Origin of the sequence: Actinocorallia aurantiaca, assembly GCF_039533685.1 — a bacterium.
Classification (GTDB): domain Bacteria; phylum Actinomycetota; class Actinomycetes; order Streptosporangiales; family Streptosporangiaceae; genus Actinocorallia; species Actinocorallia aurantiaca.
The window spans coordinates 198,778-212,681 of the sequence record NZ_BAAATZ010000032.1 but is presented as its reverse complement, the minus strand read 5'-3'; the positions used below and the strand labels follow the sequence as shown (position 1 = coordinate 212,681).

Genomic DNA, 13,904 nt, shown 5'->3' with positions numbered 1-13,904 from the left:
CCGCCTGGGCGGCCCGGCCGCCCACCGCCCGCGCCGAGGTCATGCGCCGCGCCGCGCTCCTGCTGGAGGAGCACCGCGCCGAGGCGGTGGAGTGGCTGGTGCGCGAGGGCGGCGCCGTCCGGGGCAAGGCCGTGTTCGAGGTCGGCGCCACCCTGGACGAGCTGTGGACCGCCGCCGCCCTGCCGACCCGGCCCTACGGCAGTCTGCTGCCCGACGGGCCGGACCGGATCTCGGTGGCCCGGCGGGTGCCGCTGGGCGTCGTCACGGTGATCAGCCCGTGGAACTTCCCGCTGCTGCTCGGCATGAGGGCGCTCGCCCCGGCGCTGGCGCTCGGCAACGCCGTCGTCCTCAAGCCCGACCCGCGCACCGCGGTGGCGGGCGGGCACCTGGTCGCGGGGCTGTTCGCCGCGGCGGGGCTGCCCGCCGGGGTGCTGCACGTGCTGCCCGGCGGGCCCGAGCCCGGCCGGGAGCTGACCTCGCACCCCGAGGTCGCGATGGTCGCCTTCACCGGCTCCACCGAGGTCGGCCGCGCCATCGGCGCGCAGGCCGGCGGCCTGCTGAAGAAGATGTCGCTGGAACTCGGAGGCAACAACGCCTACCTCGTCCTCGACGACGCGGACCTGGACGCCGCCGCGGCGTCCGGCGCGTGGGCGTCGTTCTTCCACCAGGGCCAGGTGTGCATGACGGCCGGCCGGCACATCGTGCTGCGCGAGGTCGCCGACGCCTACCTGGAGCGGCTGGCGGTCGTCGCGGACAAGCTCACCACCGGCGATCCGTGGACGGCCGAGGTGGACCTCGGCCCCGTCATCGACCCGATCCAGCAGGCCAGGGTCGCCCGGATCGTCGACGAGACCGTCGCGGCGGGCGCGCGCCTGGTCGCCGGCGGCACCGCCGACGGTCCCTTCTACCGGCCGACCGTGCTCGCCGGCGTCACCCCGGACATGCCCGCGTTCACCGAGGAGGTCTTCGGGCCGGTCGCGCCGGTCGTGGTCGTCGCCGACGAGGACGAGGCCGTCGCGGTCGCCAACCGCACCGCCTACGGACTGGTCGCGGCGGTCAGCACCGGATCGGCCGAGCGCGGCCTCGCCCTCGCCGGACGGCTGCGCACCGGGATCGTGCACGTCAACGACCAGACCATCGAGGACAACGCCTGGATCCCGTTCGGCGGGCGCGGCGCGTCCGGCAACGGCAGCCGCCACGGCGCGGAACAGAGCTGGGAGGAGTTCACACAATGGCAGTGGTTGACGGTGCGGGGCGTCCAGGAGCGCCACGGGTTCGGTATGTGAAGGACGGCAGGGTCGCCCGGGTGACCCTGGACCGGCCGGAGGTCCTCAACGCGATGGACCTGCGGACCCACGAGGAGCTCGCCGCGGTCTGGGACGACTTCGAGGCCGACGACGAGCTGTGGGTGGCGGTGCTGAGCGGCTCCGGCGGCCGGGCCTTCTCCACCGGCCAGGATCTGAAGGAACTGGTCGAGCTGACCGAGGCGGGCCGCGCGGCGCCGTCCACCTTCGGCAGCAAGGGCAAACCGGGCTGGCCGCGGCTCACCGAGCGGTTCGCGCTGGCCAAGCCGCTCGTCGCGAAGGTCGCCGGGTACGCCCTGGGCGGCGGCTGCGAGCTGGCGCTGGCCTGCGACGTGATCGTGGCGTCCGACGACGCCGTCTTCGGGCTGACCGAGGCGCGGCTGGGCCTGATGGCCGGGGCGGGCGGGGTGTTCCGGCTGACCCGGCAGATCCCGTCGCGGATCGCGGTCGGCCACCTCATCACCGGACGGCGCATGTCAGCGGCCCGCGCCTACGAGCTGGGCCTGGTCAACGAGGTCGTCCCGGCCGACGACCTCGACGCCGCCACGGAGCGGTGGGTCGAGGACATCCTGGCCTGCGCCCCGTTGTCGGTGCGCGCGATCAAGGAGGCGGCCGCCGTCTCGGCGACGCTCCCGCTGGAGCGGGCCTTCACCCACCGGTACGGCTGGGAGGAGCGTCGCATGCGCAGCGCCGACGCGCTGGAAGGGCCGCTGGCCTTCGTCGAGAAGCGTCCACCGGTCTGGCGCGGCGTCTGAGCCGGGCGCCTTCCGGAGGGGCGGGGCTCCACCGCCCCTCCGGAAGGCCGGGAGATCAGGGGGCCAGGACGGTGACCGTGATCGCCGAGATCGCGGTCGGCGCGGTCGGCGTGCAGGCCAGCGTGGTGCCGAAGAACGTGTGCAGTTCGAACTTGTCCGGCCGGAAGGTGTAGATCCCCACCTTGGAGGCCGGGACCCGTGCCGCGCCGCCGGGCAGCGCCACCTGCTGGCCCGCCGGGACGATCGCCGGGTTGGTGAGGCCGGTGGCGGTGACGGTCGTCTGCACCGAGCCGCCGACCTTGACGTCGATGGAGCCGTTGATGCCGTTGGCCGGCAGGTCGAACTTGGTGGGCTCCGCCGACGTCAGGGTCACGTCCAGGTCGATGTCCCGGCCCTTGAAGACGATCAGGGGAGCCTTGATCTTCACGAAGAAGTCGGACTCCGCGGACGGGAAGGGCGGCTCCGCGCAGGCGAAGGTGATGGCGTTCTCAGCCGCGCTCGCCGGCGCGGCCGCGACCGGAACCGCGATCGCGGCCGCGACTGTCGCCGAGGCCGCCCATGCGGTGATCCGGGTCATCTTCATTCGGGTTCCTCTCAGAGTCCGATCCGTTTGCGGTGTTCATCTTGGACCAGCCGCCTACCGGCGGGTAAGAGCGAACATTGGTGTCCGTAGTCGGACAACACTCGGCTGATATATGCCTTGTCCGAGCTGACCAGGATCTCTTCCATCCTTTGTGCATTCGAACTGTGATGCCGTCGACAAGATGTTTACATTTGGAAATGAACGCTTCAGGTCGTCTGCTATAGACTGTCGGTCGTTGTCCGCTTCTCGCATAAGTGCGCCAACTGCTCACGCTCGGTGATCGACCTCTACCCTGGAGAAAAGTGTCGATGACTCTGGTTGAACGTGAAAGGGAAATGAAGCTCCTGGATATGCTCCATCAGGAGTGCCTGCAGGGCCACGGGGCCGCGGTGGTGGTGAGCGGGCCGGTCGCCAGCGGCAAGACGGAGCTGCTGCGCACCCTGGAGCGCAGAGTGCGCGATTCGAACTGCCTGGTCCTGGACGCCACCGGCTCGCGGACGGAGCGCTCGCTGCCGTTCGCCGTCATGGCCCAGATATTCCAGCCGGTCGCCGACGTCCCCGAATACACCGACCAGGTGGCTAAGATCATCGACCTGAACCGGTGCGCGAATGTCTCGGTGGACGCGCCCGTCGAGGAGATCGAACGTTATTATGCCCCCGTCTTTCAGAGCCTGTGGGTGCTGCTCAACTCACTTGCCTCGGGCCGTCCCGTCGTCATCTTCGTGGACGACGTCCACCATGCCGACGAGCTGTCCACTCGCGGGTTGTTGTTCCTGGCCCGGCGCCTGCGATTCAGTCGTGTGCTTCTCGTAATGACCGAGGAATCCGATCCCTACCGCCAGAACAAGCTCTTTCACACAGATCTGCTGAGACAACGGCACTGCCATCGACTGCGACTGGCCCCGCTGTCGCGGCTGGGCGTGACCGAGCTGCTCACCGACCTCCTCGGAGCCCGGGCCGCTCGGGAGCTCGGCCCGGTCTGCCACACCCAGGCCGGCGGCAACCCGCTGCTGGTCGAGGCGATCGCCGAGGACCACCTGGCGCTCGACGCGCCCGAGGACGGCGAACTCGTCGGCGGTGAGGCCTACCGGGAGGCCGTCCTGGCGTGCCTGCATCGCGGGGCGCCGCTGCTGCGCTCGGTCGCCTGCGGGATCGCGGTGCTCGGCGAACGCACCGAGCCGGACCTGCTGGCCCGGGTGCTGGACTGCCAGGAGGAGGTCGTCCGCAAGGCGGGAGAGACGCTGGAGACCATGGGCCTCACCGTCGGCCTGCGATTCCGGATGGCCGCCGCCCGCGACGCCGTCTACGACCATGTGCCCGCCGACCAGCGGCACCGCATGCGGCTCAGGGCCGCCACCCTGCTGCACGACGACGCCGCCCCCGCCTCCGAGATCACCCGCTGGCTGCTGGCGGCCGGCCGGGTGCTGCCCGCCTGGAGCGTGTCCGTGCTGCGCGCCGCCGCCGAGGAGGCCGCCCGCCACGACCACGTCGAGCAGGCCATCTCCTGCCTCGACCTGGCCTACCGCACCAGCACCGACCCGGCCGAGCGCGGCGCGATCGTCGCCGAGAGCACGATCCTGCAGTGGCGGGCCGGCTCGCCGGAGGTCGGCCGCGGCGTCACCGACCTCATGGCCATGTCCCAGGAGGGCGCCCTCACCAGGGACGACACCGGAGTGCTGCTCCGCCACCTGCTGTGGAAGGGCGACTTCGACGCCGCAGAGGAGGTGTTGGAACGTTACGAGATCCTGCCCTCCACCGCTCGTCCTGCGGCCGACCGGTTTCTGCGGGCGTCGATCCGTTACTCCTACCCCCGGTTGGCGCCCGGCTTCCCCGCCCGGACCGAGCCCGTCGAGCCGGGCGGGGGACTCGACCCGCTGCACCAGGCGGCCGAGATCATCATGGCGGCCCTCGAGGGACGGGTCGACGCGGGCGTGGTCGGCGACGCCGAACGGTTCCTGGAAGGCTGCCGGCTCCAGGACACCACCCTCGAGCCGCTGTGCGACGTCCTCACCGTGCTGCTGCACTCCGACCGTGCCGGGACGGCCGCCCGCTGGTGCGACTTCCACCTCGACCAGGCCTCGGCGTACCGCGCCCCGATCTGGCAGGCGATGCTCGGCGAGACCCGCGCCCGGATCGCTTTGTGGCAGGGCGACCTGGCCTCTGCCCGGCAGCACGCCGCGACCGCGCTGGAACTGCTCGAACCCGAACGCTGGGGCGTCCGGGTCGGCGGGCCGCTGTCGGTGCTGGTGCGGGTCGCGACCGACCTGGGCGACCTGGACGAGGCCGGGCGGCTGCTGTCCCGGCCGGTGCCCCGCACCATGTTCCTGTCGCGGTTCGGCCTCCAGTACCTCTACGCGCGGGGCCGCTACTACCTGGCCACCGACCGCGCGCACAGCGCCCGCGACGACTTCGAGCTGTGCGGCGAGCTGGCCGCCCGCTGGGGGGTGGACCTGCCCGGCCTCACCATGTGGCGGCTGGGCCTCGCCGAGTCGCATCTGCGGCTGGGCGACCCCGGCACCGCGCGAAGACTGGCCGAGGACGAACTGGACCGGGCGCCGTCCACCCGGTCCCGGGTACGCGGGCTGTCGCTGCGGCTCCTGGCGGCGGCTCGGGTGCCCGCCGACCGGGTCAAGCTGCTCAGCGAGGCCGTCCGGGTGTTCCGGGCCTGCTCGGACCGGCACAACCTGGCCGAGTCGCTGGCCGCGCTCGGCGAGCTCACCGAACTGCTCGACTCCGACGACGCGGAGCCGGACCGGTGCGCCCCCGCCCGTCCCGAGGGCAGGGACGCCACCGAGCCGGGCGACCCGCTCAGCCAGGCCGAGTGGCGGGTCGCCGACCTGGCCGCGCGGGGCCGCTCCAACCGGGAGATCGCCGCCGAGCTGTTCATCACGGTGAGCACCGTCGAGCAGCACCTCACCCGGACCTACCGCAAGCTGAACGTGTCGAGCAGAGCGGCGCTGATGAGCCTGCTGGCGCCATCCGACTCGACGCTCACGGTGTCCTGAACGATGACGTCGTCGTGGACGAACGGGTCGGGGAGGAGGAGCGGGGCTTTCCACCGGTGGTGAGCAGGTTCGGCTCATGGGTCGGGACGGTGCCGTGCGGGTGCGTTAGGCGACGTCCTCGATCTCCCGAATTCGCTCACGCCCGTCGTCGCCGGTCATGGAATTCCTTCCATTGACGTTTTCTCGGTGAAATAGATCCGGACAGACGCGATTTCCGGGGCATGAACGGTATTTCCGGGACATGAACGGTGGTGTATCGAGCCATGCCGGAGGTCTCCCGCGACCTGATTCGTTTCCGCGCGCCTTTGGAGCTCGGCCAGATAGCCGGCGATCGCGTCGCGGTTGCGGGCCAGGCCGCCGAACGGGGTCGCCGACGTCATCGCGCCGACGCTCGACTTCGATCCCTCGCGCACCCCGTCCTGGATCCCCGTCGGAAGCAGAGGACAGACTCCTCCTGCGCCGTCTTCTGGGGAGCCGGCTCGGTCAGGAATCCGGGGTTGACTTAAACCTTGCTTGAGGTTGCAGACTCGGAGGAGACGACGGAAAGGTGATCGACATGTCGGTGCGGCTAGACCACATCATCATTCCCGCGCGGGACAAGAAGAGCTCCGCGGAGTTCCTCGCCCGCCTGCTCGGCGTGGAGGTGGGTGCCCAGGTGGGACCGTTCGTGCCGGTCAGGACCGGTAACGGTGTCACGCTCGACTACATGGACTCCCGGGACTTCCGGTGGCACCACTGCGCGTTCCTGGTGTCGGAAGAGGAGTTCGACGCCATCTTCGCCCGGATCAGGCAGGAGGAGGTTCCGTACCAGGCCGACCCCGACGGCGGCGGAGCCGGTGAGATCAACCGCCGTGACGGCGGCCGGGGCGTGTACTTCGACGATCCCAACGGCCACCGCATGGAGGTCCTCACCGTCCCCTACGGAGGATGGAGGTAGGCCTCCGGTCGAACAGGTCCGCGTCACAGGGTGCGCAGGACCGATACGACGACGCCCAGCACGGTCGCCCGGTCGCCGTTGATCGCTTCGTAGGCGGGGTTGCGGGGCTCGAGCAGGACGTGGCCGTCGCGGCGCCGGTACACCTTGACCGTGGCCTCCCCGTCGATCATCGCGGCCACGACCTGCCCAGAGTGGGCCTCCTGCTGCTGACGCACCACGACGGTGTCCCCGTCGCAGATCGCCGCGTCGATCATCGAGTCCCCGCGCACCCGCAGCCCGAACACCGTTCCGCGGCCGGTAAGCCCGCGAGGCAGCCTCATCAGGTCGTCGACGTGCTCGTCCGCCGCGATCGGGACGCCCGCGGCGATGTCGCCGACCACCGGCACGACCACCGAGTCGCCGTCCGGTTCCGACGGCCGGGCCGCCGTCAGGAACGCCCGCACGTCGATCGGCCGCGCCACGCTCGCGCCCCGCCGCAGGAAGCCCTTCTCCTCCAGGCTCGCCAGATGCCTCGACACCGAGGAGGACGACCGCAACCCCACCGCGTCCCCGATCTGCCGCACACTCGGCGCGTATCCGTGCCGGGCGGCCCAGTCCCGGATCACGACCAGGATCCGCTGCTGCCGCATCGGCAGACCCGACACGTCCAGGTGCTCGAACGGGTCGAACTCGTCATAGGCGCTCACCGGCCGAATCATAGGCCCTGACCCGCGGAACGGCCCGGAAGAACGGTCGGCCCGGGCGGGCGCCGGGGCCTCTACCGGTCCGGTACCCCTCACCGCCTCGGGACCACCGGTTCTTCGTGGATCTGCCCGGGCTTCGGCGCGGGGGAGTCAGGTGAGGGTGAAGTGCTGGTCTTCGGAGTTCGTGTAGGCGCCGTAGAGGATGTAGGCGGTGGGGTTGGGGGAGCCGCCGAAGGGCTTGCCGATGGAGAGGGCGGTGCGGGTGGCGTCGTCGATCAGGCGGGGGACGCCGTCGCTGAAGCGGGGGGTGGACCAGGTTCCGGCGGTGGAGCAGGGGCCGGTGCGGAGGGCGCGGATGCCGCCGCCGTTGAACGACGCGCGGTCGTAGTGCTCGGCCGCGACGAGGCAGCGGCCGGTCGCCGCGTTGACGAGGCGGAAGTGGTCCTCGCCGTCGCGGCGCCAGGCCGTTCGGGGGTCGCCGCAGGGGAGGGGGACGGCCGTCCGGCCGGTCACGCCGACGCACGCGGCGCCTGATTTCCTGATGCGGACTCCGTCCGGTACCTGCTTGGGCTGGAGCGCCGGTACCGGCAGGGGCCGCGTGGTCGCGGGGCGAGCGGTGGACGCCACGGGCGGAGGTGCCTTCTTCGGCTCCTCCGGGACCATGATCAGGCCGGCGGTCACGGCCCCTGCGGCGGCCAGGGCTCCTCCCGCCAAAGTCAGCTTCGTCGTCAGCCACGTCGACGCCGTGGTCTCGACGGGGACGACGGGCGCGGCGGAGTTCGCCGGGGGAAGGAACAGCGCGATCGGGAGGGACGTCCGCAGCGTCGTGTTGAGGTCGAGCAGGGCGGCGTGAGTGCGGGCGCATGAGGGGCACGCGTCCAGGTGCTGCCGGAGGGCGCGGGGGTGACGGGCTCCGGGTTTGCGGACGGCCTTGGCGAGGTGGTCGGCGTAGGTCCGGCACTCGGGGGCGGACGCGCGTGCGGCGTGCGCGGTCAGGAAGGCCCGGCGCAGCCCCTCGCGGGCGCGGAACGCGAGCACGTTGACGTTGTTGGCGGTCGTGCCGAGCAGAGCGGCGACCCGGTCGGGGCTCTCGTCCTCGATGAGCGTGTGCCACAGGACGGTCTTCCACCGCTCGGGCAGCGACTCGTAGGCGTCGACGGCCAGCGCCGCCTCCTCCGACGGGGGCTCGGGTTCGTCCCCTCCGGGCAGGTCCTCGAACTCGGCGGTCAGCACTGCCCGGCCGTCGGCCTGCGACCAGGCCGACGCCGTGTTCCGCGCGACCGCGTACAGGTAGGGGCGCCACCCTCCGGACGGTCCGCCCGTTCCCGAGCGGACCGTCCGGAGGGTGCGCGCGAACGCCTCGCTGGCGAGGTCCTCGGCGGTCTGCGGCTGGCGGCACAGCCTTCCGGCGAAGGCGAGGACGGCCGCGTGGTGCCGCCGGTACAGTTCCTCGACCGCCTGCTCGTCACCGTCGCGGACCCTCGCGGTGAGCTCAGCGTCCTCGATCACCCCGCCTTCCTATCAGGCCAGCCGGAATTGCCGGGTCTCGTCCGGATAGGGAACCCCCGCGTGGACGGGGATCTTCTTCGCGGGATTCCCGGCATAGACGACGACCTGCTCGCTCTGCGACGCCTCACCGCGCACTGCCGTGAGGCTCGCGTTCTCGATGGTCACGCTCCCGTCGGAGGCCGTCCGGAACATCCACAGCTGGTTCCGGTTCCCGCCGTCGCACGCCCGCATCTCCAGAGACCGCACTCCGTTCTGGACCGCGCCGAGCGTGAGGCACTTCCCGTCGAGCGCCAGCCCGACGCCGAGCCGCGCCGTCGGCACCCGCTGCCAGCGCGTCGAGCACGCCCCCAGCGCGACCTTGCCGCCCTTCACGGTGAGGCACTTGCCGTACGGGACGCTCCGCAGCGCCGTCCGGCGCAGCGCGGGCCGGACCGCCGACCCCTTCCGGACCGCGAAGTCCTGGACGAGTTCGGTGCCGCCGCCGCGCACGACCAGGGTTCCGGCGCTCGTCTGCCCGTTCTGGACGGCGAGGGTCGCGTTCTTCATGCCGCCCGTCCGGTTGGCGAAGTTCGTACCGTTGCTCGGCACCCACTGCTGGGCCCGCTTCCCCGGGACGCACGCGGCGGACACGACCGGCGCGACGCGCGCGTTCGGCTTGGTGGCCATCTGCAGGCACTTTCCGGTGCCGAGGTTCTGCAGCGTCACGTAGCCGGCCTTGTCGATCCGCCGCTGCCACGTCTGGACGGCCACCGACCGGCAGGGAAGCAGGATCACGGCGGTCCGGCCGCCGTCCAGGCACTGCTTCGTCTTCGCCACCTGCAATCGCATGTGGACCGTCGCGGTGGGCTTCCCGGAGATCAGGTACGGGCTGAACGCGACGTTCCGGTTGCGGGGCAGCTTCTTCCTGCCCTTCAGCGGCTTCGGCTCGAAATACCGGAACTCGTCCGTCCGGCAGGAGTCCAGCAGGTAGTTGGACGCCGCGTCCCGAACGCACTCGGGCCGCGTGCCCAGGTTCCGGCACAACGGGTCGTTTCCGTTCTTCCCCTTCCCGTTCTGGCCGCAGTGCGACAGGCCGAACGAATGCCCGAACTCGTGCGTCAGCCCGGCCTCGCCCCAGCACCAGCGCGGCAGGATCGCGCCGCCGTTGCTGAGTCCGGCGTCGGCGCCGCCGCCCGTACAAGACGTGGTGATCTCGTCATCGGCGACGAACAGCAGCAGTTTCACCCGGTTCTGGGCGATCGCCTTCCGGACCGCGGCCGGCAGCTTGGCGGAGTGGTCGCGGACGAACTCCCCGCCGATCTCGGCCCGGTTCCGCCCCTTGGGGAAAGCCATCGACGCCACCATCGGCTGGCACTTGGCGTTCGGGATGAACCGGATCCGCCGCGACGTTCCGAAACGATGCGCGCTCGCGTCGAACGTCTGGTCCGTCTCCCACAGCGCCCTGCGGATCGTCCCGACGTCCTTAGCCGTGGCCTTCTTCCCCGGCAGATGGACATGGACGGCGAGCACCCACCCCTTCTTGGCGGAGTCCTTCCGGTCACACGCGAACCGAGCCGGACTCGACGGCACGGAGGTGGCGGCCGCGACCGGCCGCGCACCTTGCTCGTCACCCCACGACGCCCAGCCGACGACACCTCCGGCGACCAGCGCCGCAACGGCGACCACCAGCACGACAATTCTCATCTGGTACTCCTCTCACCCTCAAGGAGTCATCCGGTGCCCCTCGCTTACGCGCTCTCCTGAGATTTTTTCGTGGCCCCGCAGCCCGCACGAGATGCTCGACGCGTTGCCCTGGTTCCGCTCTGATTCGGGGTGATGCCCATCCTCGGTGCTGCGGCGGATGCCGGGGAGGGCTGCGGCTGACAGGCTGCCTTCGATGATGCCGCTGAACAGCACCCTGGACCCAACAAAGCACTACCTGCCGGGCAGGAGGGGGCGCATGAAGGTGCGCCGGTAGCGGATGACGCAGCCGCTCTCGTCTCGGATGCGGTCGGCCGCGACGAAGTCGGGATCGGACCCGAAGAGGGTCCGGTACTGCTCGTAGGCGGCGAGACTGTCGAAGCTGAACAGGGCGAGCGCCTCATCGCTGGCTCCCTCACCCGGCAGGAAGTAACCGTGGTGGGTTCCACCGTGCCGCTCCACCAACTGCATCCACGCGCGGGCGAAGCGTTCGAACGCCGCGGTCTTCGCCGGGTCGATCTGGTACTCGACGACACATGTGATCATCGAAGCAGCCTAACCACGAGGAGTGTGGTCTCCGCCGGGTCCCGGGCGGGGAGGGCGGAAATCGATCGCGTTCAGCACGTACGGGGTGAACTGGCGCGGCTAGGCGTAGGAGGCGGCCTCCATTCGGGCGACAGGATCCCTTGGGTGCCGGCTTTCAGGGCGGGGCGTCACTGTTCTCCTGGAGGTCCAAGGCATCCGAGAGGGCGCACTACAAGAATCGGCAAAGGGTGAGAGGAGGATCGGGCGGGACGGTTCCGCGGTGGGAGCATGCACCTGCCCGCCGCCTCCACCCGGGACGACCGGTGGTCCCGGCAGCGCGCTGACCTGCCGCGTTCACGCCGGGAAACGGGAGGGCGCGGCGAGCTCACCATGTGTCGCCTCGTAAAGTGAGGAGGACATCACGACCTGGGAGAGTACGTTTTGCACGAGAAACTGTCGGCGATCTACGAGAGCGTCCTGCGCCGCAACCCTGGCGAGATCGAATTCCACCAGGCGGTGCGCGAGGTGCTCGACAGCATCGGCCCGGTTCTCGGCAAGCACGCGGAGTACGCCGAGTCCAAGATCATCGAGCGGATCTGCGAACCCGAGCGCCAGATCATCTTCCGGGTGCCGTGGGTAGACGACCAGGGCGAGGTGCAGATCAACCGCGGCTTCCGCGTGGAGTTCAACAGCGCGCTGGGGCCGTACAAGGGCGGGCTCCGCTTCCACCCGTCGGTCTACCTGGGCATCGTGAAGTTCCTGGGCTTCGAGCAGATCTTCAAGAACAGCCTGACGGGCCTGCCCATCGGCGGCGGCAAGGGCGGATCGGACTTCGACCCGAAGGGCCGCTCCGACCGCGAGGTGATGAACTTCTGCCAGAGCTTCATGACCGAGCTCTACCGGCACATCGGCGAGTACACCGACGTGCCGGCCGGTGACATCGGCGTCGGCAGCCGGGAGATCGGCTACCTGTTCGGCCAGTACAAGCGCATTACGAACCGCTACGAATCCGGCGTGATCACCGGCAAGGGGCTCGTGTACGGCGGCGCCCAGGTGCGCACGGAGGCCACCGGCTACGGTTGCACGTTCTTCGTCGACGAGATGCTGAAGGCCCGCGGCACGTCGTTCGACGGCAAGCGGGTCGTGGTCTCCGGCTCCGGCAACGTGGCGATCTACACCGTCGAGAAGGTCCAGCAGCTCGGCGGCGTCGTCGTGGCCTGCTCCGACTCCTCCGGCTACGTGTTCGACGAGAAGGGCATCGACCTGGATCTGCTCAAGCAGGTCAAGCAGGTCGAGCGGGGAAGGCTGGACGTGTACACGGCACGCCGCGGCGGCCAGGCGGTCTTCGTCTCCGGCCGCAGCGTCTGGGAGGTGCCCTGCGAGGTGGCGATGCCGTCCGCTACCCAGAACGAGATCACGGGCAGCGACGCCGCCCTCATGGTGGGCAACGGCTGCGTCGCGGTGGGCGAGGGGGCCAACATGCCGACCACGCCCGAGGGCATCAAGGTCTTCCTGGAGGCGGGCGTCGCGTTCGCCCCGGGCAAGGCGGCCAACGCGGGCGGCGTGGCGACCAGCGCCCTGGAGATGCAGCAGAACGCCAGCCGTGACTCGTGGACGTTCGAGCACTCCGAGCGCCGGCTCCAGGAGATCATGCAGGACATCCACGCCCGCTGCCTCCAGACCGCCGACGAGTACGGCATGCCGGGCAACTACGTGGCCAGCGCCAACATCGACGGCTTCCGCAGGGTCGCCGACGCGATGCTGGCCCTGGGCGTGATCTGAGCCGCGAGCCGTACGGCGTGCGCCCGGCGACCCACGGCCCGTGAGTCGCCGGTCCTCGGACCGTCAGCGGGTTCCCGGCAGGGGCGTCCAGCGTGCCGATCCCGCTTCCCCGTCGGGAACGCCCCAGCTCCGGATACGGCGGGGACGGATGCGGATGACCTCGCCGCTGCGGAAGTCGCCCTCATCGCGCGGCACTCCCGTGACGGCCTCGGCACGCCCCCGGATCTCCATGCCGCGGACGGTCCAGGGCTGGAGAGAGGCGATGTCGTCCACGACGAAGGAGACTTCGGGATTCCGCCGGACGTTGGTGAACTTCCGGCTCTCACCCATGTTCCACCCTCCGATGTCGATGTACCCCTCCTCCGTGTTCACTTCGAAGCTGACCGGATTGTTCTGGAGGGTCCCGTCGGGGGCGAGGGTGGCCAGACGTCCGAGGGGCTGGGCGGCGAGGTAGGCGAGCTCCTCTGAGGTGAAGATCATGCCGCTCATCGTGCGACTTGAAGCGCACTTCAAGTCAAGCGCCGCCGCATGATTCGGGTGCCACCGGAGCCGGACCGGACCAGAACGAGGCGCCGCGGGTGGTCGGGAGTTGTACGGACGGGGGTGTTGTGGGGACGGGCGGGGGTTCGGGAAGGTCGGGGGATGGGAGATGCGGAGAGCGTGTCGGCGGCCTTTCGGGATGAGTGCGTGAGATTGGAAGGGGTTCTGCGGGGGCTGGGGGAGACGGAGTACGGGCGGGCTTCCGCTTGTCCGCCTTGGACGGTCAAGGGGCTGGTGGCGCATCTCGTGTCGGGGGCGGGACGGCCGGTGGGGATGGTCGGGGGGCCTGAGCCGGATGGGGTGGACTTCGACGCGAGCGGGTACTTCCGGCCGGCGATCTTCACGGCGGAAGCCGACCGGGCCCGGGTCGCCGAGGCCGAGGACGAAGCGGAGGCGGCCGAGGGGAAGGAGCTCGCGGGGGAGTTCGCGCGGACGTGGCGCGCCGCGCACGCCGCCGTCGCCGCGCAGCCGCCCGGACGGCGGGTCGTCACGCGGCACGGCGACCGGATGCTGCTGACGGAGTTCCTGCGGACCCGCGTCGTCGAACTCGTCCTGCACGGTCTCGACCTCGCGATCTCCCTGGACCGGCGGCCGTGGACGG

The 13,904-nt window shown here is 70.7% G+C and carries 13 protein-coding genes; 6 read left to right on the top strand and 7 right to left on the bottom strand.

Translation table 11 applies throughout. The annotated features are described in order from the left end of the window. Both ABD327_RS31975 and dpgD read left to right on the top strand, forming a co-directional pair. A partial coding sequence (locus ABD327_RS31975) for an aldehyde dehydrogenase family protein (protein ID WP_344456221.1) occupies nt 1–1,286 on the top strand: 1,286 nt, incomplete at its 5' end. Next, nucleotides 1,283–2,059, top strand: a complete 777-nt coding sequence (gene dpgD, locus ABD327_RS31970; RefSeq protein ID WP_344456219.1) for an enoyl-CoA-hydratase DpgD — start codon at nt 1,283–1,285, stop codon at nt 2,057–2,059. The genes ABD327_RS31975 and dpgD, both read left to right, overlap by 4 nt. Nucleotides 2,060–2,114: 55 nt before the next feature. On the opposite strand, the gene ABD327_RS31965 is transcribed toward dpgD, so the two are convergent. After that, nucleotides 2,115–2,642 carry a hypothetical protein gene (locus tag ABD327_RS31965; protein ID WP_344456217.1) on the bottom strand — a complete coding sequence of 176 codons (528 nt, stop codon included), beginning with the start codon at nt 2,640–2,642 and terminating at the stop codon, nt 2,115–2,117. Nucleotides 2,643–2,950: 308 nt separating this feature from the next. Here ABD327_RS31965 and ABD327_RS31960 point away from each other — a divergent pair, with 308 nt between their 5' ends. Beyond that, nucleotides 2,951–5,647, top strand: a complete 2,697-nt coding sequence (locus ABD327_RS31960) for an AAA family ATPase (RefSeq protein ID WP_344456215.1) — start codon at nt 2,951–2,953, stop codon at nt 5,645–5,647. Nucleotides 5,648–5,802: 155 nt separating this feature from the next. Here ABD327_RS31960 and ABD327_RS31955 read toward each other — a convergent pair whose 3' ends face one another. Continuing rightward, on the bottom strand, nt 5,803–6,060 hold the full coding sequence (locus tag ABD327_RS31955; RefSeq protein WP_344456213.1) for a hypothetical protein: 258 nt from the start codon (nt 6,058–6,060) through the stop codon (nt 5,803–5,805). A gap of 143 nt (nt 6,061–6,203) precedes the next feature. On the opposite strand from ABD327_RS31955, the gene ABD327_RS31950 reads away from it, so the two are divergent. Beyond that, complete coding sequence (locus ABD327_RS31950) at nt 6,204–6,584, top strand: VOC family protein (protein ID WP_344456211.1); 381 nt, start codon at nt 6,204–6,206, stop codon at nt 6,582–6,584. A 23-nt stretch (nt 6,585–6,607) separates the two neighbouring features. Here ABD327_RS31950 and lexA read toward each other — a convergent pair whose 3' ends face one another. The 4 genes from lexA to ABD327_RS31930 form a co-directional block, all read right to left on the bottom strand. Then, complete coding sequence (lexA, locus tag ABD327_RS31945; protein ID WP_344456209.1) at nt 6,608–7,270, bottom strand: transcriptional repressor LexA; 663 nt, start codon at nt 7,268–7,270, stop codon at nt 6,608–6,610. 147 nt (nt 7,271–7,417) lie between these two features. Beyond that, nucleotides 7,418–8,776 carry a sigma-70 family RNA polymerase sigma factor gene (locus tag ABD327_RS31940; RefSeq protein WP_344456206.1) on the bottom strand — a complete coding sequence of 453 codons (1,359 nt, stop codon included), beginning with the start codon at nt 8,774–8,776 and terminating at the stop codon, nt 7,418–7,420. A 12-nt stretch (nt 8,777–8,788) separates the two neighbouring features. After that, nucleotides 8,789–10,459 carry a ricin-type beta-trefoil lectin domain protein gene (locus ABD327_RS31935; RefSeq protein ID WP_344456204.1) on the bottom strand — a complete coding sequence of 557 codons (1,671 nt, stop codon included), beginning with the start codon at nt 10,457–10,459 and terminating at the stop codon, nt 8,789–8,791. A gap of 231 nt (nt 10,460–10,690) precedes the next feature. Further along, entirely contained in the window at nt 10,691–11,002 is a 312-nt protein-coding gene (locus ABD327_RS31930) for an NIPSNAP family protein (protein WP_344456201.1), read from the bottom strand. Nucleotides 11,003–11,422: 420 nt separating this feature from the next. On the opposite strand from ABD327_RS31930, the gene gdhA reads away from it, so the two are divergent. Next, the gene (gene gdhA / locus ABD327_RS31925) at nt 11,423–12,763 is read left to right on the top strand and encodes an NADP-specific glutamate dehydrogenase (protein WP_344456199.1); all 1,341 of its coding nucleotides are present in this window, start codon (nt 11,423–11,425) and stop codon (nt 12,761–12,763) included. Between the two features lie 63 nt (nt 12,764–12,826). Here gdhA and ABD327_RS31920 read toward each other — a convergent pair whose 3' ends face one another. After that, nucleotides 12,827–13,243, bottom strand: a complete 417-nt coding sequence (locus ABD327_RS31920; RefSeq protein WP_344456197.1) for a PPOX class F420-dependent oxidoreductase — start codon at nt 13,241–13,243, stop codon at nt 12,827–12,829. Between the two features lie 207 nt (nt 13,244–13,450). On the opposite strand from ABD327_RS31920, the gene ABD327_RS31915 reads away from it, so the two are divergent. Beyond that, on the top strand, nt 13,451–13,904 hold a 454-nt coding region (locus ABD327_RS31915), incomplete at its 3' end, for a maleylpyruvate isomerase N-terminal domain-containing protein (protein WP_344456195.1).

Bases quoted from the DNA above. Each gene is read 5' to 3' on its own strand.
- ABD327_RS31965 (WP_344456217.1), bottom strand. From the start codon at position 2,642: ATGAAGATGACCCGGATCACCGCATGGGCGGCCTCGGCGACAGTCGCG.
- ABD327_RS31960 (WP_344456215.1), top strand. From the start codon at position 2,951: ATGACTCTGGTTGAACGTGAAAGGGAAATGAAGCTCCTGGATATGCTC.
- ABD327_RS31950 (WP_344456211.1), top strand. From the start codon at position 6,204: ATGTCGGTGCGGCTAGACCACATCATCATTCCCGCGCGGGACAAGAAG.
- ABD327_RS31935 (WP_344456204.1), bottom strand. From the start codon at position 10,459: ATGAGAATTGTCGTGCTGGTGGTCGCCGTTGCGGCGCTGGTCGCCGGA.
- ABD327_RS31930 (WP_344456201.1), bottom strand. From the start codon at position 11,002: ATGATCACATGTGTCGTCGAGTACCAGATCGACCCGGCGAAGACCGCG.
- ABD327_RS31920 (WP_344456197.1), bottom strand. From the start codon at position 13,243: ATGATCTTCACCTCAGAGGAGCTCGCCTACCTCGCCGCCCAGCCCCTC.